Source organism: Mycolicibacterium llatzerense (assembly GCF_000878195.1).
GTDB classification, from domain to species: domain Bacteria; phylum Actinomycetota; class Actinomycetes; order Mycobacteriales; family Mycobacteriaceae; genus Mycobacterium; species Mycobacterium llatzerense.
This window is the reverse complement of the sequence record NZ_JXST01000003.1, coordinates 154,388-172,868: the sequence shown is the minus strand read 5'-3', so window position 1 is coordinate 172,868 and position 18,481 is coordinate 154,388. Positions and strand designations below refer to the sequence as shown.

Sequence of the window (18,481 nt, the reverse complement as noted above, 5' to 3'; positions counted from 1 at the left end):
TCCGACGCGGTCAGCCCCCGACGCTCGTCCCGTCCACTGCTTTACGGATGGCCGCGAGCACCGCGCGCGACGACCTGCGGTCCCCGACAGTGATCCGCACGCCGCCATCGGCGTAGCTGCGCACGCGCGGGCCGTCATCGCCGAAGGTCCAGGCCCGCGCCCCACTCGGCAGGTAGACGAAGTTGGCGTGGCTGTCCGTGCAGTACACCCCCATCGACCGCAACCGCGCCCGCAGAAATGCCCCTTCGGCGGAGATCATCTGGATACGTTGCTGCAGTTGATCTTCCGCGTCGTAGGACGCGGCGACCGCCACCAACCCGGTGATGCCGATGCCGAACGGCAGCTGCATGCCCCACAGCTGACGGGCCAGCGGCGGGGCACACACGCCGTAGCCGATGCGCAGCCCGGCCAGCCCGTAGGCCTTCGAAAAGGTGCGTACCACAACCAAATTGGGGTAACGCTCCACTAGCGAGGGGATGTTCAGGCACAAGTCAGGCGCCAGGAACTCCACATACGCCTCGTCCAGCAGAACCACCGTGCCGGACGGCACTCGATCCAGGAACCGGTACAGGTCAGCGGGCGACTCGACGGTCCCGGTCGGGTTGTGTGGCCGGCACACCACCACGACCCGCGCCCGTGCCGCAGCGTCTGCCATGGCATCGAGATCGTGGTGCCCATGCCGGTCCAGCGGCACCGTCACCGACCGCAATCGCGCCATCTGCGCGAAGATCGGGTAGCCGTCGAACGTCGGCGTTGCCGTCACCATCACGTCACCGGGTTTGGTGACGGCCTGCAGCACCTGCATGATCACGCCCGTGGCACCGGCGCCGACCACCACCTGTTCGTCGGCGACGCCGACGCGCCCGGCGATCAGCGATCGCAACCGCTGTGGCAGGAATTCCGGGTACCGGTTCACCACCTCGATCGACGCGGTCAGCGCGGCGCGCACCCCAGGCAGCGGCGGGAACGGATTCTCGTTGAGCGACAATGCCAACGGGTCGACTGCGGCGGGCAGCGAATCGACCGCGTCGGTCAACGCGCAGGTGGGCGTCATCGCTGTCCGCCCCACCGCACCGCGGCCGCGCCGGCGAAGTCACCAGCGTGTGCGAAGGCCGCCATCATCACGATGTCGCCCTTCTTGACCTGTCCGTCATCGATCGCCCGGTCCAGGTTGATCGGCACGCCCGCGGCGAACAGGTTGCCGCACTCTTCAAACGTGTCCCGGTGCCGCTCGGCGGGCAGCTCCAGCGCCTCACGCCAGTTCCGCAGGAACACCCGGTTCGGCTGGTTGGTGACCAATAGGCCGATGTCCTTGGGCGCCAGCCCGATCCGGTCGCACACCGCATATGCGACCTCAGGAACCTGACGGTTTCCGCGGGCCAGCACCTTGGTGATCTTGCTTTCGGTGAAGCCGATGCAGCCCTCCCCCGGCCCCGCCTGCCACCATTTGCGCGGCGGATCGACGGCCATGGTCATGTCACCGGCGTACTCGCCGTAGGTGCGGCATTCGACGTCGAGGATCGGCGAAACATCCGACAGCGCAACCAGTCCCACTGCAGCACCGTCACCGGGCACGGACGCCTGCGCCTTGGGCCGGATGGTGGCCTGGTCGAAGACCTGACCCGCCGCGTTCTGCGCCACCGCCACCAGCGCCGTGCGTCCCTCGCCGGACGCGAGCAACTGCCGGGCCAGCTTCAGGCCCAGGATGAAGGCCGCACACCCACCGTTGTGCAGGTCGATCACCCAGTTCGGTTTCATACCAAGACGATTCGCCATACCGCCACCACCGCCGTAGAACGGCATGTCGGGCAGCTGGGTGTGGGTGATCAGCACGTCGACATTGGCCAGGACATCAGACCCGTGCCGGTCCACGATGCCCGCGGCGGCGCGCTCGACCATGTCGATGGCGGTCTCGTCGGGCGCCACGTGGTGCCGGAACTTCGGCGCCCGGAACATCAGGTTGTCCCGCAGGTCGTCGGAACCGGCGAATTGCGCGTAGTAGTCGGCACCGATCGGCTCGCCCGGGAGATAGGTCGAGACATCCAGAAGGCTGACGGCAGGCTGCTGCATCTCTTCGCTCATTTCATCCAGGCCGGCGTGATCGGCAGACCGTTGCGGTGCCGGTATTCGGCGATTGCCTTGAGGTTGTCCAGTTCCAGGCGGTGGCCCGCCCCGAACATGTCCCAGAAATCCCCGACCCACACGGGCCGCTGCGCAGGCGCCGCCTCGGGGTACGGGTTCTTGTCGTAGAACGGGTGGTGGCAGTTGGTCCACAGCACCACCGAGCCGGGCTTGTTCAGCACGGTCTGCGCGTCGACGACGCGCATCAGGTAGATCATCCAGAGGTGCTGGCCCTGGTCCCACGCGCAGTGGTAGTCGACGGTCATCGCGTCACGGTTCGACACTGTGCGCGTGTAGATTTCGGTCTCCGAGCCCAGCCGGTCGTAGGCCAACCAGAGGCCGGGCTCGGTGGTCTCGGTGAACCCGCGCAGGCTGTAGGTCCACTCCTCCAGGCTGCGGGTGTCCGACAGGTACTCGAACAATTCCTCCGGCGGGCAGTCGATGTAATCGTTGACGGTGCAGTACTCACCGAAGACCACGTCGTGCGGGTACACCGACCGCATCATCTCCATGATGACCGGGGTGGCCTTCTCCCGGGGCGCGTTCTCGATGCGGGTGATCCCGTCGATCGGTAGGGCGATGTCTTCAAGCGCGGGCAGCGACATGCTGAGAGCTCTCTTTCTGCGTCTGTTGGGTGACTGAATCGAGAAATGGTGCGAATGTGGGGATTTCGTCAGCGGAACATTCGACGCTGACCACCGATGGTCCATGCCGGCTGAGCGCTTCGCTCAGCGCGCCGGCCAGCTGCGGCAGCTCGGTGACGTCGGTTGCGTGCAGGCCGGGGAACATCGCTGCCAGACCGGCGCCGAGCCGGGCCGGTGTGAAGCGGTTGTAGCTGTAACGGTCGCCGTAGAACAACTGCTCACGGGTGACGCACATGGCGTGGGCGTTGTTGTTGAACAGCACGAAGGTGATCGGGAGCCGGTACTGCACCGCGGTGTGCAATTCCATGCCGTGCATGAAGAACGAGCCGTCGCCGGCCACCACCACGGTCCGGTATTGCGGCCCAGCGGTTTTCGCCCGGGCAAAGCACATGCCGATGGCGGCGCCGAAACTGTACCCCATGCCGCCCATCCCGAGCGCCACCACGAAGCGCCCGGCACGGCGCACCGGTAGCCCGTGCACCGTCGAGGCACCGGTGTTGCCGGCGTCGACGACGATGTCGGCGCCATCAGGCACCAGCTCGTCGAGCAGCGTGACGGTATCGCGGTACCGGATGCCGGGGCCCTCGTGCACTGGTGGCTGAAGTTCAGTGTGCGGCAACGGATCCAGGACCCGAATCCCGTGGGGCCGGCCGGCTCCCGTCAACGACCGCGTGAGCGCCGTGAGTGACGCCCGCAGGTTGGTCGAATTCACGTGTGTTGTCGGGACGTACGGCCGCTGCGCACCGAGCGAGACGGCCTGTACTCCGGCCAGGGCGCTGTCGAGACCAGCGCGTGCCGTCACCGACAGGCGTGTTCCGACGACCAGGCACACCGCGCTACGGGAGATCGCGTCGACCACCCGCGGATGACCCATCACACCGGTGACTCCCAGCCACGACGACTGGCCCAAGCCTGGAGAGCCGCTGACATCCTTGGCATCGGGAACCGTGGCGACCCAGGCCCGCAGCACCGACCGCAGCTCCTCGAGTTCACGGCGGGCGTCGTCGCGGGCCACCTGCTCGCCGGCGATGATGGTGACCGGCCCCAGGGCCCGGCGCAGCACCTCGGCGATCGGCCCGGGATCGGCCAACAGCGAATCCTGAACCGCAGCAACGGGATTGACCATGTCGATCATCGCCTGCTGGACGTCCTTCGGCAGTAGCAGCACTGCCGGGCCGCCACTGTCGGCCGCGGCCAGCGCCTCCGCCAGCGCCGGCACGATGTCCTCGGGTGCCGTCACGCGACGGCAGTACACCGACACCGCGGAGAACAGCGCCACCGCATCGAGTGACCCGGAGCGCCCACTGGTGTCCTGAAAGCTGCCACGGCCGTCCAAACCGGTCGGCGCCTGCCCCACCAACGCCAGCACCGGCACTCGACTCGCCAGTGATTCACCCAGTCCCGCAACCAGATTCAGCGATCCGCCACCCGATGTCGCGGCCACCACCCCGACCCGGGACACCGCACGGCTGTAGCCGTCGGCCATGGTGGCCGCGGAGAACTCGTGTTTCGCCAGGATCGCGGTGATGTCGTCGCTCAAGAACGCCGCGTCGAACAGGTCCTCGATGTTTGCCCCGTCGACACCGAAGAAATATTCGATGCCCGACGCCGCAAGTTGCGTGATGATGTGATCCACCACCCGATGCCTGCCGACCATCTGCCACCTGCTTCCGCTCGTCTAACCAAGACACGAAGCGGAGCGCCGGATGGTTCAACGCCGCCGGGAAAATCTACAAATTGCGCTCGAGCAGCACCTTGCCGCTGTCAGCGGAAACCAGTTGTACCGCAGCAATTTCCGAAACCTGCATCGGCGTGTTACCGCTCGGCAACGCGGTGGCTCCAGACATACCGAACCACGTGGCGATCTGCGCACGGCTGCCGTCGCGGCCCACCACGACCATACCCAGGTTGGTCGGCGGGGCTGCCGGTCCGCTGGACCAGTCGCCATAGCTGCACGCCATGTCGATCCGGGTGCCCCAACCGAAACTGCTCAGCGCGATGGTGGCGTTGAACGGAGTGGGTGCCACGTGCTGCATGGGCAGCTGCTGCGCCTGCTCCTGAGCCTGGCCGCCGCCGAAGAACTCCGGCTGTACCACGGCCACCGCACCGACTGCCAGTACCGCTGCGGCCAGGCCGGCCACTGCCGTCGTCACCCAGCGGGTCCGGCGCCGGCGCCACCGCACCTTGGCCAACACCGAATCGAGCACCTCGGGGCGCAACGGCGGTTCCGGTTGCTCGGCACTGATCTCCTGCACATCAGCCAACTGCAGTAGCCCCAGCAGGGCCGGCATGCCACTGATCTCAGAGACCGCATCGCGGCATCGCGCGCAGTTATGCAGGTGCGCCTCGTACTCGCGGCGTTCCGCGCTGGACAGCGAGCCCAGCACGTAGGCGGCGTCCCAGGTTTCGTACCGGTCGCCGTCAAAGGGTCCGATGGACTCGATCAGGTGTGCGCTCACCGAGTCACCCCCATTTCCTGCAGATTCAGGCGCAGCGCCCGGACCGCGTAATGCAGCCTCGACTTCACTGTGCCCTCGGCGATCTGAAGCTCCGCCGCAATCTGCGCGACGCTCAACTGCCGGTAGTACGCGCGCTCGATCACGGCGCGATGGTCGACGGAGAGCTGACTCAGGGCGCCCCCGAGCAACATCCGATCCAAGGTGATATCCACTTCATCGGTAGCCTTCGGGTCCGTCCGGTCCTCGGCCTCCACCACCTCTGACGAGGTGGTTTCGTGCCGGCGCCGGGCGCTGCGCTGCTCATCGATGATCAGGTTGCGGGCGACGGTGTAGAGCCAGGCCCGCGGGGACTGGTCGGTGTCGGACACGACGTCGGGATGCCGCCACGCCCGCAGCAGTGTCTCCTGCACGACGTCCTCGGCACGCGCCGAGTCCTGCGTCAGTCTCAGGGCATAACGCCAAAGGGCGCCAGCGTGCTCGTCATAAAGCACCCGCATCATGGCGGCCTCCGGATCGCTCATGCACCAACCTCCGTCATTGACACGAGATCAGGGGCGATCCGGTTCACCGAATCAGTCGCGCAGGAGGGTCAGAATTCTGGGTCCGTCCTCGGTGACCGCAACGGTGTGTTCCCAGTGTGCGGCACGAGAGCCGTCCTTGGTGACCACTGTCCACTCGTCTTCGAGGATGACCGTCTTGGAGCTGCCCAAGGTGAGCATCGGTTCGATCGCCAGCACCGAGCCGGGTTCCAGGAACGGGCCCCGACCGGGCGATCCCTCGTTCGGCAGGAACGGGTCCATGTGCATCTCTTGGCCGATGCCGTGGCCGCCGTAGCCTGCGACGATGCCGAACTTGCGGTCATAGCGGGCGGATGCGGCGCGGGTGGCCACCTCGATGGCGTGCGAGACGTCGGTCAGCCGGTTGCCGGGCACCATGGCGGCGATACCCGCCTCCATGGACTCGCGGGTGGCGTCGGACAGCTTCTGGTCGGCGTCGATCAGCGGGCCGACGCCGAACGTCACCGCCGAGTCGCCGTGCCAGTCGTTCAAGATGGCGCCGCAGTCGATGGACACCAGATCACCGCTGGCGAGCACCTCGTCGGCGGTCGGAATCCCGTGCACCACGCGGTCGTTGACCGACGCGCAGATGGTCGCCGGGAAACCGTGATAGCCCAGGAAGGACGGGATGCCGCCGCCATCGCGGATGACGGACTCGGCGATCTGGTCCAGGTCGAGGGTGGACACCCCGGGCGCGGCGGCCTCACGAACTGCTTTCAGCGCGGCCGCCACCAGGGAGCCGGCAGCCGCCATGGCGTCCAGTTCGCCGGGAGTGCGCTGCGGGACGACCTTGCGGCCGCGTCGAGGTAGACCAATCATCGATAACTACTTCAGCCGGATCGGCGGCTTAGCCGCCGAGCGCCTGCAGGGCGCGGGCGAAAACCTCGTCCAGGCTGCCCACGGCGTCGACCGACACGAGCTCGTCCTGGTAGTAGTCGAGCAGCGGGGCGGTCTCGTCCCGGTACACCTTCATGCGGTTGAGGATGACCTCTTCGGTGTCGTCGGCGCGGCCGCGGCTCTTCAGCCGGGTCAGCAGCTCGGACTCCGACACACGGAACTCCAGCACCGCGTCCAGCTTCAGGCTGCGCTTGGCCAGCATCTCGCGCAGCGCGACGGCCTGCTCGACCGAGCGGGGGAACCCGTCGAGGATGAACCCGGCGGCGGTGTCGTCGGCGTCGAGACGGTCGTCGACCAGCGCGTTGGTCAGCTCTGCCGGGACCAGGTCACCGGCGTCGAGGTACTTCTTGGCCTCGACACCGAGCGGGGTGCCCTTGCTGATGTTGCTACGGAACAGATCACCCGTGGAGATCTGCGGGATGCCGAACTTCTCGGCCAGCTTCTCGGCCTGAGTGCCCTTGCCTGCTCCCGGCGGTCCCAGCAGAACCATTCTCATTTGAGGAACCCTTCGTAGTTGCGCTGCATGAGCTGGCTCTCGATCTGCTTGACCGTGTCCAGACCCACGCCAATCATGATCAGCACGGCCGTACCGCCGAACGGCAAGTTCTGAGCGCTGCCTCCGCCGCCCTGCAGGAACAGATTAGGCAACACAGCGATCAAACCGAGGTAGATCGAGCCCGGCAGCGTGATCCGGCTCAGGACGTACCGCAGGTAGTCCGCCGTCGGCTTGCCCGGCCGGATGCCCGGGATGAAGCCACCGAACTTCTTCATCTCGTCCGCCCGCTCATCGGGGTTGAACGTGATGGACACGTAGAAGTACGTGAAGAAGATGATCAGGCCGAAGTAGATCGCGATGTAGACCGGGTCGGCCGGGTTGGTCAGGTACTTGGCGATCGCCTTGGACCACCAGCCGTTGGACGCGTTCGGATCGCCCGCGGTGACCAGCTGGGTGATCAGGTGCGGGATGTAGATCAGCGACGAGGCGAAGATGACGGGGATGACGCCGGCCTGGTTGACCTTCAGCGGCAGGTAAGTAGAAGTGCCGCCGTACATGCGACGTCCCACCATGCGCTTGGCGTACTGCACCGGGATACGGCGCTGGCCCTGCTCGACGAAGACCACACCGACGATGATGATCAGCGTTGCGGCCAGGACCGACGCGAAGACCACGCCGCCGCGGCTCTCCAGGATGGACTGGCCTTCGGACGGGATACGGGCCGCGATACCGGCGAAGATCATCAGCGACATGCCGTTGCCGATGCCACGCTCGGTGACCAGCTCGCCCATCCACATGACCAGGGCGGCGCCCGCGGTCATGACCAGCACGATCACCACGAGGGTGAAGATGCTCTGGTCCTGGATGATGTTCAGCGTGCAGCCCTGTAGCAGGTTGCCGCTGGCGGCCATCGCGACGATCGAAGTGCCCTGCAGAACGGCCAGCGCGATCGCGAGATAACGCGTGTACTGCGTCATCTTGGCCTGACCGGACTGACCTTCCTTCTGGAGCTGTTCGAAGCGTGGGATGACCACGACCAGCAGCTGCACGATGATGCTCGCGGTGATGTATGGCATCACGCCGACCGCCAGCACCGATAGATGCAGTAGCGCACCGCCGGAGAACAGGTTGATCAGCGAGTAGACCTGCGCTGCGTCACCGCCACTGACCTGCTCGATGCACTTCTGCACGTTCGGGTAGTTCACCCCGGGGGACGGCAATGCAGCACCGGCCCGATACAGGATGACTACACCCAGCGTGAAGAGGATCTTGCGTCGCAGATCGGCCGTCCGCAGGGACGAGATAAAAGCCGAAAGCACTCTTCCTCCTGCGCAGCCGAGCTCGGGCCGCGGCGTGCTGATGGGGCTGGTCAGGTCCAGCGTTTGGTTAATTCCGTGCGCGACCAACAGCAGGTACCCGACCTGTCTGGACGCGCCGTCAAATCAGTCTCCGAGAATAACAGTTGCCGTCCCCCCGACCTGCATCCGCTCGGCGCCGGACCCGTCCCACCCAGCCCGGACCGGTCGAAACCTGCCGCCACCCGGCATTTCTGCCGCGTTCAGGAAGGGCGCGTACAGTCGCCGAGAGGTTGTTACATGAGCTAACTACCGGCCCTTTCGCCGGGTAACACACGACAGGAATGACGCGATGGCACGCACTGACAACGACACCTGGGACCTGGCATCGAGCGTGGGAGCGACCGCGACCCTGGTGGCCGCCGCTCGCGCCCTCGCCACCCACTCCGAGGATCCGATCATCGACGATCCGTTCGCCGCTCCCCTGGTCCGCGCCGTCGGGGTCGAGTTCTTCACCAAGTTGGTCGACGGCGCCACCGATCCGGCCCAGTTCGGCGCCGGCTACGGCCCGACCATGGCGCAACTGACCAATGGCATGGCGGCCCGCACCCGATTCTTCGACGACTTCTTCCACGACGCCGGCAAGGCCGGCATCCGGCAGGCCGTCATCCTGGCGGCCGGCCTCGACGCCCGGGCCTACCGCTTGGCCTGGCCCGCGGGCACCGTCGTCTACGAACTGGACCAGCCCGACGTCATCGAGTTCAAGACCAGAACCCTGTCCGAACTGAACGCCGGGCCGACCACCGAGCGGCGCGCAGTGGCGATCGATCTGCGCGACGACTGGCCGGCCGCGCTGCAGGCCGCGGGTTTCGACCCGAGCAAGCCGACGGCCTGGATCGCCGAGGGATTGTTCGGCTACCTGCCGCCGGAGGCCCAGGACCGCTTGCTGGACCAGATCTCCGAGCTGTCCGCACCGGGTAGCCGGATGGGCGCCGAAGGCGTACCGGCCACGCCGGACCTCGACGAGGACGCCGTGCGGGAACGCATGAAATCGGCCTCGGAGCACTGGCGCGAGCAGGGCTTCGACCTGGACTTCAGCGATCTGGTCTATCTGGGCGACCGGGCCGAGGTAGCCACCTACCTGCAGGGCCATGGCTGGCAGACGACCGCCATCACCGCCAATGACCTGCTGATCCGCAACGGCCTGGCCCCGGTCGAGGTCGACCCCGACAGCGACCATCCCACGATGGGCGAGGTCAACTACGTCACCGCGCTGCGCTGATCCCTGATAGGAGTGAACCAATGACCCGGACCGACAGCGACACCTGGGATCTGGCCTCGAGCGTGGGCGCGACCGCGACCATGGTGGCCACCGCCCGCGCCCTGGCCACCAAGGAAGCGGAGCCGCTCATCAGCGATCCGTATGCCGATCCGCTGGTGCGGGCCGTCGGCGTCGAGTTCTTCATCAATCTGCTCGACGGGCAGATCGATCTCACCGGCGAGGTCGGGACGGCCGCCGCCATGATGACCAATCTGATGGCGGTGCGGACGAAGTTCTTCGACGACTTCTTTACTTCGGCGACTGCCGCCGGCATCCGGCAGGCCGTCATCCTCGCCGCCGGCCTCGACTCGCGGGCCTACCGGCTGGACTGGCCGGCGGGCACCGTCGTCTACGAGATCGACCAGCCCGAGGTGATCGCCGCCAAGACCGGGACCATGGCTCAGATCGGGGCCACACCCACCTGCGAACGCCGCACGGTCGCGATCGATCTACGCGAGGACTGGCCCGCCGCACTGCGCGCCGTCGGGTTCGATTCTTCGGCGCCGACGGCCTGGATCGCCGAGGGACTGCTGATCTACCTGCCGCCCGAGGCACAGGACAAACTCTTCGACAACATCACCGCGCTGTCGGCGCCCGGCAGCCGGCTGGCCACCGAGTTCCACACCGACCACGGCGCGGGCATGCGTGAGCGCGGCGCGGCCATGAGCGAGCGGTGGCGCGGCGCCGGCCTTGACCTCAACCTGACCGACCTCTGGTACCAGGGCGACCGGACCTCGGTGGTCGAGCACCTGGATGCCAGTGGCTGGCACACCACGGCCCGCCCGCGACTCGAAGTGTTCGCCGAGTACGGCCGCCCCCTCGCCGAGACCGAAGACACTGCTGCACTGCGTAATTCACTTTCCGTGACGGCCATCAAGAACTAGGAGCTGGGAGAAAAATGACACGAACTGACGGAGATTCCTGGGACCTGGCCTCCAGCGTCGGGGCCACCGCCACCATGGTCGCAGGGCAGCGTGCCCTCGCCCACCGCGAGCAACTGATCGACGACCCGTACGCCGAGCCGCTGGTCCGGGCCGTCGGACTGGACTTCTTCACCAAAGCGCTGGACGGCGAGATCGACTTCGGTGACGTGAACCCGGCCTTCACCCCGCGCCGCGCGGCGGAGGGCATGACGGTGCGCACCCGCTGGTTCGACCAGTTGTTCCTCGATGCGGCCGCCGCCGGTGTCCGGCAGGCGGTGATCCTGGCTGCCGGTCTGGATGCGCGCGCCTACCGGCTGCCCTGGCCCGACGGCACCGTCGTCTTCGAGGTGGACCAGCCCGAGGTCATCGAGTTCAAGTCCACGACCCTGGCCGACCTGGGCGCCGCCCCCACCGCCACCCGGCGCACCGTCGCCGTCGACCTGCGCGACGACTGGATGCAGGCACTGCGGGACAACGGTTTCGACCCCGCGGCGCCCACCGCGTGGATCGCCGAAGGGCTGCTGATCTACCTGCCGCCGGAGGCCCAGGACCGGCTGTTCGACAACATCACCGCGCTGTCGGCACCCGGCAGCTTCGTGGCCGCCGAGCAGGTCGGCGACCTGAGCAGCGCGTTCGACGACGAGCGGATGCAGGCGATGCGTGAGCGGATGAAGGCGCTCGGTTCGAACATCGAGATCGCCGACCTGATCTACCAGGGCGACCGCAACCACGTCACCGACTACCTGACCGGACTCGGCTGGGACGTCACCGCGCGGTCGGTCGAAGAGGCGCACACCGACAACGGTTTCCAGTACCCGGACGACGAACTGTCCCGGGCCTGGACGCAGCTGAAGTACGTCCGCGCAGTCCTGAACCGGAAGGCGTAACCGCGATGGCACGGACACACGGGGACAGCTGGGATCTGGCATCGAGCGTGGGCGCGACGGCCACCCTGGTCGCGACCGGGCGGGCGATTGCCAGCACCCACCCACACGGTTTGATCAACGATCCGTTCGCGGCGCCGCTGGTGCGCGCCGTCGGGATCGAGGCGTTCACCAACATGGTCGACGGGGTACTGGACCTCGCCGCTCTCGAAGCCTTTGCGCCCGATGCCGCGGTTCGGGCCCGGGCCAACATCGACGAAATGGCCGTTCGTACCCGGTTTTTCGACGACTACCTCTTGACGGCGACCGACGGCGGCATCCGGCAGGCCGTCATCCTGGCCTCCGGACTGGACTCCCGCGCCTACCGGCTGCCCTGGCCCGACGGCACCGTGGTCTACGAGATCGACCAGCCGGACGTCATCGAATTCAAGACGCAGACCCTGGCCGGCCTCGGCGCGGCGCCGACCGCGCAGCGGCGGACCGTCGCGATCGATCTGCGCGAAGACTGGCCGGCGGCGCTGCAGGCCGCCGGTTTCGATCCCAGCCGGCCGACGGCGTGGTTGGCCGAAGGTCTGCTGATCTACCTGCCGCCGGAGGCCCAGGACAAGCTGTTCGACAACATTCACGAGCTCAGCGCACCCGGTAGCGCCGTGGCCACCGAATTCGTGCCCGGGCTCAAGGATTTCGACGCTGACAAGGCTCGTGAAGCCGCCGCGGGGTTCGCGCAGCTCGGCTTGAACTTGGACATGCCGTCGCTGGTCTACCACGGCGAAAGGCATTCCGCCGCAGACTATCTGGCAGCCAAGGGCTGGCAGACGACCGGCGTCGGCCGGTCCGACCTGTATGCCGGGTACGGGCTGGCGGCAGCAGATCTCGGCGGCGACGATCCCATGCGCGAGATCATCTACATCAGCGGCACTCTCGGCTGAGCCCGCCGCCTAGAAGCGGTAGTCACCCAGCCAGAGCGCGCTGACCCCGGTCAGCGATCGCTCGGCCGCACCGAGCGCGCCGACGAGTGAACGGCCGAGCAGTGCCGCCACCGCGTCCGGCAACGACGCCGCCGCAGGTTGCGATGAGGCCTTGGGCCGCACGTGGTCCAGCAGCGACGAACCCGGGTAGTTGACGACCTTGGCGGTCGCGTCGGGTTCGAGGCCGGCCAGCACCTTCGCCCGGCGCACGGCGGTCCGCAGCCCGCCGAGCTCGTCGACCAGGCCGTGTTCCAGCGCATCGGCGCCGGTCCAGATGCGGCCGCGCGCCACCTGCTCGACGGCCTCGACCGGCAGGTTGCGGCCGTCGGCGACGCGTTCGACGAAGTCGGTGTAGAACAGGTCGGCCTCGGCCACCACGTGCGCGTGCTGGGCCTCGGTGAAGGGCTGGTTCGCGGACCAGGCGTCGGCATTCTCGTTGGTACGCACGGCATCCGAACCGACACCGAGCCGTTCCTTGAGGCCCTTGGTGACGAGCTTGCCCGTCACCACGCCGATGGATCCGGTGATGGTGCCGGCGTTGGCGACGATGTGGTTGGCCGCCATCGACACGTAGTAGCCGCCCGACGCGGCGACCGCACCCATCGACGCGACGACGGGCGTGCCGGCCTCGCGCAGCCGCACCACCTCACGCCAGATGGTTTCCGAACCGGTGACCGCGCCGCCGGGGCTGTCCACGCGGAGCACGACGGCCGCGACGTCGTCATCGGCGGCGGCTTCGCGCAGGGCCGCGGCGATGGTGTCGCCACCGACGCTCGACGGGCCGGGCGGGAACGCGCTCGGGCCGCCGCGACCGCTGACGATCGGCCCGGCCATGGTGACGACGGCGATGGTCGGCTTGTGCTTGATGCCCGGCAGCGGCGGCACCTCGGGCAGGGTATGCCCGGCGGTGGCCTTGGCGTACCGGGACAGGAACAACCGTGGCGGCGCGTCCTTCCCGTCGGCTTCGGCTGTGCCGCCGATCAATTCACCGACCCGGGCATAGGCCTCGTCCCGGAAACCGATGCGGTCCACGAGCTTGGCTGCCAGCGCGTCGTCGCGCAGCAGCGGCGCCCGGTCGACCAGGGTGTCGAGTTCGTCGGCGTCGACGTCGCGGGATGCGGCGATGGCGGCCAGCACCTGGGCGTGCAGGCTCTCGATGAGCCGGCCGTCGGCCTCGCGGTGCGGCTCGGTGTAGCGGTCCTGCGTGAACATGTTGGCCGCCGACTTGTACTCACCGCGCGCCACGAACTGTGCCTCGATGCCCGCCTTGTCGAACGCGTCGCGCAGGAACAACGCGTTGGTGGCGAAACCCACCAGCCCGACCGTGCCCGACGGCTGCATCCACACTTCGCGGAACGCCGAGGCCAGGTAGTACGACATGGTGCCGGGGTAGGTCTCGGCCCAGGCCACGGACGGTTTGACGGCGCTGAACGCGGCGATGGCGTCGCGCAGTTCCTGCACCGGACCGGCTGCGGCAGCGGGCAATTGGACCCGGGCGATCAGCCCGGCCACGCGCTTGTCGTCGGCCGCGCGGTGGATGGCGGCGACGGCGTCGCGCAGCACCAGGGGCCGGGAGTTGCCCATGACGAAGGCAATCGGGTCGAAGCCGGCGGTCTCCGGCGGCACGGCCTGCAGGTCGAGTTCCAGCACGCAGCCGTTCGGCACGCCGTGGTGACGCGCGGTGTCGACCTTGCGGACAAGAGCACGCAACTCATCGGGGCCGGGAAGACCGGGCAGACTGGGCCGGAAAGCAAACATCTTCCGAGCCTACCGACTCGCCGCCGAGTGCCGAGCAGACGCAAATGTCCCGCGAATGCCGCCGATTCGGGGACATTCACGACTGCTCACGGGAGAGGATCAGGTCCATGGTGCTGAAAGTCTCCGTCTCCCCCGACCTGGTCCACGGCGATGCCGACGACGGCTACGGCAAGGTCGCCGATGCGTTCCGGGCCAACTTCGCGGCGGGCAGCGAGGTGGGCGCGGCCCTGTGCGTCTACCGCGACGGCCGCAAGGTGGTCGACATGTGGGGCGGCTACCGCGACGGGGTCAGCAAGACGCCGTGGCAGGCCGACACCATGGTCAACATGTTCTCGTCGACGAAAGGTGTTGCAGCCCTTGCCGTTGCGCACGCAGCGTCGAAGGGACTGTTCGACTACGACAAGCGGGTGGCCGAGTACTGGCCCGAGTTCGCCGCACAGGGCAAGGACGAGGTCACCGTACGTCAGCTGCTGGCTCACCAGGCCGGGCTGTGTGTCCTGACCCCCAACCCACTGCTGTCCGACATCGCCGATCCGGTGCGGCTCTCCGCCATCCTGGCCGCCCAGAAACCGGCGTGGACGCCGGGCACCCGGCACGGGTATCACGCCATCACCATCGGCTGGTACGAGTCCGAACTGATCCGTCGCACCGACGGCCGTACCCTCGGCCGCTACCTCGCCGAGGAGATCACCGGGCCGTTGGGCCTCGACCTGTACATCGGACTGCCCGACTCTGTCGATCGAGGCCGGCTTGCCACGTTGCACCATTGGCAGCGCTACGAATCGCTGAAGCATCTGAATGTCATGCCGGCGGGGTTCCTGCTCGGCAGCCTGAACCCGCGGGGGCTGTTGGCCAGGACCGCGGCGATCCCGGCCGACATCGACCCCTACGCCGGCGACTACAACACCGACCGGGTGCGCCGCGTCGAGATTCCGTCGGCCAACGGCACCGGGACCGCCCGCGCACTGGCCGGCCTCTACGGTGCCGCGGCAGTCGGCGGGACCGAAATAGGTTTCACCCCAGAGACTTTCGACGCCTTGGCCGCGCCGCCGAGAAACCCGTCAGGCGGGACGCGGGACAAGGTGATGCGTGCCGAGATCGCATATGCGCTCGGCTTCTGCAAACCCATCCCGACCTTCGACTTCGGCTCCTCGGGCAAGGCCTTCGGCACGCCCGGGTTCGGCGGCTCGTTCGGCTTCGCCGACCCGGACACCGGCGTCGGGTTCGGCTACGTGATGAACCGGCTGGGCTTCCATCTGGTCAGCGATCCGCGTGAACTCGCGGTGCGCCAGGCGCTCTTCCGCGACGTCCTCGGCGCCCGGGTGCAGACCTAGTCCCGTCGACGTCGATCCTGTACCGAGGGCGCAAAAGTCCGAGTGGTGCCCGCCCGCAGGACAGGATCGACACAACGAAGAAGGGCCCCCGCCGAAGCGAGGGCCCTTCTCTGTGGAGCAATTACAGCTCGGTCGCGCTACCACCGGCAGCGGTGATCGCCTCACGGGCGCTACCGCTGAACTTGTTGGCGGTGACGTCGAGCTTGACGGCCAGCTTGCCGTCGCCGAGGACCTTGACCAGGTTGTTCTTGCGAACCAGGCCAGCGGCCACCAGCTCGTCCACGCCGACGGTGCCGCCCTGCGGGAACGCCTTGGCGAGATCGCCGACGTTCACCACCGCGTACTCCGTGCGGAAGCGGTTGCGGAAGCCCTTGAGCTTCGGCAGACGCATGTGGATCGGCATCTGGCCACCCTCGAACGTCACGGGGACGTTCTTGCGGGCCTTGGTGCCCTTGGTACCACGGCCAGCGGTCTTACCCTTGGAGCCCTCACCACGACCGACGCGGGTCTTGGCCTTCTTGGACCCCTTGGCCGGCTTCAGGTCGTGCAGCTTGATGACACTCATTACGCCTCCTCGACGGTGACGAGGTGGTTGACCACCGCGAGCAGACCACGGGTCTGCGCGTTGTCCTCGCGAACGACGGACTGGCGGATCTTGCGCAGTCCCAGCGTCCGCAGGCTCTCGCGCTGCTTCCACCGGGCACCCACGGTGCCACGCACCTGGGTGATCTTCAGTTCAGCCATGATTATGCCGATCCTTCACGCGCTGCCGATGCGGCCAGCGCTTCTGCCTCACGCCGGGCCCGCAGCATGCCGGCCGGCGCAACATCTTCGATGGGCAGGCCACGACGGGCCGCCACTTCCTCGGGACGCTGAATCATCTTCAACGCGGCAACGGTGGCGTGCACCACGTTGATCGCGTTGTCGCTGCCCAGCGACTTGGCCAGGACGTCGTGCACACCGGCGCATTCCAGCACCGCGCGGCAAGCGCCACCGGCGATGACACCGGTACCCGGGCTGGCCGGACGCAGCATCACGACACCGGCAGCGGCCTCGCCCTGAACCGGGTGCACGATGGTGGCGCCGATCAGCGGGACCCGGAAGAAGCTCTTGCGAGCCTCCTCGACACCCTTGGCAATGGCGGCCGGAACTTCCTTGGCCTTGCCGTAGCCGACGCCCACCATGCCGTGGCCGTCACCGACGATCACCAGGGCGGTGAAGCTGAAGCGCCGACCACCCTTGACCACCTTCGAAACGCGGTTGATGGTGACAACGCGCTCGATGTAGTTGCTCTTCTCACCACGGTCGTCGCCGCGACCACGGCCACCGCGGTCATCGCGGCGACCGCGGCCGTCACGGTCACCACGACCGCCACGGTTGTCCTGCGCCGAAGCGGCGCCAGCCTGCTCGGCCATTATGCAGTCCTTCCGGTCTTCTTGAAGTAAGTCATTAGAACGTCAACCCGCCTTCACGAGCGGCGTCGGCGAGAGCGGCGATCCGGCCGCCGTAGGTGTATCCACCACGGTCGAACACCACCTCGGAGATGCCGGCTGCCTTGGCGCGCTCGGCGATCAGCTGACCCACCCGGGTGCTGACGGCCTTCTTGTCGCCGTCGACGGCACGCACGTCGGCCTCGATGGACGACGCGGCGGCCAGCGTGGTGCCGGTCAGGTCGTCGATCACCTGGACGTGGATGTGCCGCGAAGAGCGGTTGACCATCAGGCGCGGACGCTCGGACGTGCCGGCGACCTTCTTGCGCAGACGGGCGTGACGACGCAGACGCGCCACCCGACGGGTCTCAGAGATGTTCTGGCCCAACGGCTTACGCTTGTCAGTCTCAGTGTTGGCCATTGCTACTTACCTGTCTTTCCGACCTTGCGGCGGATCTGCTCACCCTCGTAGCGAATGCCCTTGCCCTTGTACGGGTCCGGGCGACGCAGGCGGCGGATGACTGCCGAGATCTGGCCGACTTTCTGCTTGTCGATGCCGGACACCGAGAACTTCGTCGGGGTCTCGACTGCGAACGTGATGCCCTCTGGGGCCTCGATCAGCACCGGGTGGCTGTAGCCGAGCGCGAACTCCAGGTTCGAGCCCTTGGCCTGCACGCGGTAACCAACGCCGAAGATTTCCATCTTGGTGGTGTAGCCCTGCGTCACACCGGTCACCAGGTTGGCGATCAGCGTGCGGGACAGTCCGTGCAGCGAGCGGTTACGACGCTCGTCGTTCGGACGGGAGACCACAACGGCACCTTCGTCGTTACGCGACACCTCGATGGGCTCGGCAACGTCGAGCGCCAGGGTGCCCTTGGGGCCCTTCACGGCGATGCTCTGGCCTTCGATGGTCACATCGACACCGGCCGGAATGAGAACCGGCTGCTTTCCAATACGCGACATGTTTTCTGCCCCCTACCAGACGTAAGCGAGGACTTCGCCGCCCACGCCTTGTCGAGCTGCCTGGCGGTCGGTGAGCAGGCCAGAGGACGTGGAGATGATCGCCACGCCAAGGCCACCCAGAACCCGCGGCAGGTTGGTGGATTTCGCGTACACCCGCAGACCGGGCTTGGACACCCGGCGGAGGCCGGCGATGCTGCGCTCGCGGCTGGGGCCGTACTTGAGGGACACAATGAGGCTCTTGCCCACGCGGGCGTCCTCTGTGCGGTAGTCGGTAATGTAACCCTCCTTCTTGAGGATCTCGGCGATGTTCGCCTTGATCTTCGAGTGGGGCAGGGTCACCTCGTCGTGGTACGCCGAGTTGGCGTTGCGCAGACGTGTCAAGAAGTCTGCGATCGGATCCGTCATTGTCATGACAGCGTTGATCAACCTTT

At 67.3% G+C, this 18,481-nt stretch carries 21 protein-coding genes; 5 read left to right on the top strand and 16 right to left on the bottom strand.

Annotated features, from left to right (window positions below; all coding sequences use genetic code 11):
• Window positions 1–10: 10 nt before the first annotated feature.
• The 9 genes from TL10_RS03235 to secY all read right to left on the bottom strand — a co-directional run bounded on the left by TL10_RS03235 (window position 11) and on the right by secY (window position 8,493).
• Window positions 11–1,054, bottom strand: a complete 1,044-nt coding sequence (locus tag TL10_RS03235) for a pyridoxal phosphate-dependent aminotransferase (RefSeq protein WP_043984463.1) — start codon at window positions 1,052–1,054, stop codon at window positions 11–13.
• Window positions 1,051–2,082 (bottom strand): 3-oxoacyl-ACP synthase III family protein, encoded by a 1,032-nt coding sequence (locus TL10_RS03230; protein WP_043401813.1) that lies wholly within the window; start codon window positions 2,080–2,082, stop codon window positions 1,051–1,053. Before TL10_RS03230 ends, TL10_RS03235 begins: the two co-directional genes overlap by 4 nt.
• A complete protein-coding gene (locus tag TL10_RS03225; RefSeq protein WP_043401811.1) occupies window positions 2,079–2,726 on the bottom strand; it encodes a DUF8713 domain-containing protein in 648 nt (215 codons plus the stop codon). Before TL10_RS03225 ends, TL10_RS03230 begins: the two co-directional genes overlap by 4 nt.
• The gene (locus TL10_RS03220) at window positions 2,707–4,422 is read right to left on the bottom strand and encodes a thiamine pyrophosphate-binding protein (protein ID WP_043984462.1); all 1,716 of its coding nucleotides are present in this window, start codon (window positions 4,420–4,422) and stop codon (window positions 2,707–2,709) included. The genes TL10_RS03225 and TL10_RS03220 overlap by 20 nt, the downstream gene beginning before the upstream one ends.
• Before the next feature lie 73 nt (window positions 4,423–4,495).
• Window positions 4,496–5,224, bottom strand: a complete 729-nt coding sequence (locus TL10_RS03215) for an anti-sigma factor family protein (protein ID WP_110788940.1) — start codon at window positions 5,222–5,224, stop codon at window positions 4,496–4,498.
• A complete protein-coding gene (locus tag TL10_RS03210) occupies window positions 5,221–5,745 on the bottom strand; it encodes a sigma-70 family RNA polymerase sigma factor (protein WP_043401806.1) in 525 nt (174 codons plus the stop codon). Before TL10_RS03210 ends, TL10_RS03215 begins: the two co-directional genes overlap by 4 nt.
• A 51-nt stretch (window positions 5,746–5,796) precedes the next feature.
• Window positions 5,797–6,600: a type I methionyl aminopeptidase gene (gene map, locus TL10_RS03205; RefSeq protein WP_043984461.1), complete on the bottom strand. Its 804-nt coding sequence runs from the start codon at window positions 6,598–6,600 to the stop codon at window positions 5,797–5,799.
• A 28-nt stretch (window positions 6,601–6,628) separates the two neighbouring features.
• The gene (locus tag TL10_RS03200; protein ID WP_043401800.1) at window positions 6,629–7,174 is read right to left on the bottom strand and encodes an adenylate kinase; all 546 of its coding nucleotides are present in this window, start codon (window positions 7,172–7,174) and stop codon (window positions 6,629–6,631) included.
• Entirely contained in the window at window positions 7,171–8,493 is a 1,323-nt protein-coding gene (gene secY / locus TL10_RS03195) for a preprotein translocase subunit SecY (protein ID WP_043401798.1), read from the bottom strand. The genes TL10_RS03200 and secY overlap by 4 nt, the downstream gene beginning before the upstream one ends.
• Before the next feature lie 328 nt (window positions 8,494–8,821).
• Here secY and TL10_RS03190 point away from each other — a divergent pair, with 328 nt between their 5' ends.
• The 4 genes from TL10_RS03190 to TL10_RS03175 are packed head-to-tail and all read left to right on the top strand — an operon-like array spanning window position 8,822 to window position 12,526.
• The gene (locus TL10_RS03190; RefSeq protein WP_043984460.1) at window positions 8,822–9,751 is read left to right on the top strand and encodes a class I SAM-dependent methyltransferase; all 930 of its coding nucleotides are present in this window, start codon (window positions 8,822–8,824) and stop codon (window positions 9,749–9,751) included.
• A gap of 20 nt (window positions 9,752–9,771) precedes the next feature.
• Window positions 9,772–10,674, top strand: a complete 903-nt coding sequence (locus tag TL10_RS03185) for a class I SAM-dependent methyltransferase (RefSeq protein WP_043984459.1) — start codon at window positions 9,772–9,774, stop codon at window positions 10,672–10,674.
• A 14-nt stretch (window positions 10,675–10,688) separates the two neighbouring features.
• Complete coding sequence (locus TL10_RS03180; protein WP_043401790.1) at window positions 10,689–11,600, top strand: class I SAM-dependent methyltransferase; 912 nt, start codon at window positions 10,689–10,691, stop codon at window positions 11,598–11,600.
• Window positions 11,601–11,605: 5 nt separating this feature from the next.
• The gene (locus TL10_RS03175) at window positions 11,606–12,526 is read left to right on the top strand and encodes a class I SAM-dependent methyltransferase (RefSeq protein ID WP_043984458.1); all 921 of its coding nucleotides are present in this window, start codon (window positions 11,606–11,608) and stop codon (window positions 12,524–12,526) included.
• 9 nt (window positions 12,527–12,535) lie between these two features.
• Here TL10_RS03175 and sppA read toward each other — a convergent pair whose 3' ends face one another.
• Window positions 12,536–14,323, bottom strand: coding sequence for a signal peptide peptidase SppA (gene sppA / locus TL10_RS03170; protein ID WP_043984457.1), 1,788 nt, complete (start codon window positions 14,321–14,323; stop codon window positions 12,536–12,538).
• Between the two features lie 107 nt (window positions 14,324–14,430).
• Here sppA and TL10_RS03165 point away from each other — a divergent pair, with 107 nt between their 5' ends.
• A complete protein-coding gene (locus TL10_RS03165) occupies window positions 14,431–15,657 on the top strand; it encodes an EstA family serine hydrolase (RefSeq protein WP_043984456.1) in 1,227 nt (408 codons plus the stop codon).
• Between the two features lie 121 nt (window positions 15,658–15,778).
• Here TL10_RS03165 and rplO read toward each other — a convergent pair whose 3' ends face one another.
• The 6 genes from rplO to rpsH are packed head-to-tail and all read right to left on the bottom strand — an operon-like array spanning window position 15,779 to window position 18,461.
• Window positions 15,779–16,222, bottom strand: coding sequence for a 50S ribosomal protein L15 (gene rplO, locus TL10_RS03160; RefSeq protein ID WP_043401780.1), 444 nt, complete (start codon window positions 16,220–16,222; stop codon window positions 15,779–15,781).
• Window positions 16,222–16,401 carry a 50S ribosomal protein L30 gene (gene rpmD, locus TL10_RS03155; protein ID WP_020101428.1) on the bottom strand — a complete coding sequence of 60 codons (180 nt, stop codon included), beginning with the start codon at window positions 16,399–16,401 and terminating at the stop codon, window positions 16,222–16,224. The genes rplO and rpmD overlap by 1 nt, the downstream gene beginning before the upstream one ends.
• Window positions 16,402–16,403: 2 nt before the next feature.
• Window positions 16,404–17,072, bottom strand: a complete 669-nt coding sequence (gene rpsE / locus TL10_RS03150; protein ID WP_043401777.1) for a 30S ribosomal protein S5 — start codon at window positions 17,070–17,072, stop codon at window positions 16,404–16,406.
• 34 nt (window positions 17,073–17,106) lie between these two features.
• A complete protein-coding gene (rplR, locus tag TL10_RS03145; RefSeq protein ID WP_043401775.1) occupies window positions 17,107–17,508 on the bottom strand; it encodes a 50S ribosomal protein L18 in 402 nt (133 codons plus the stop codon).
• 2 nt (window positions 17,509–17,510) lie between these two features.
• Window positions 17,511–18,050, bottom strand: a complete 540-nt coding sequence (rplF, locus tag TL10_RS03140) for a 50S ribosomal protein L6 (protein WP_043401772.1) — start codon at window positions 18,048–18,050, stop codon at window positions 17,511–17,513.
• A gap of 12 nt (window positions 18,051–18,062) precedes the next feature.
• Complete coding sequence (rpsH, locus tag TL10_RS03135) at window positions 18,063–18,461, bottom strand: 30S ribosomal protein S8 (RefSeq protein WP_043401769.1); 399 nt, start codon at window positions 18,459–18,461, stop codon at window positions 18,063–18,065.
• Window positions 18,462–18,481 lie beyond the last annotated feature (20 nt).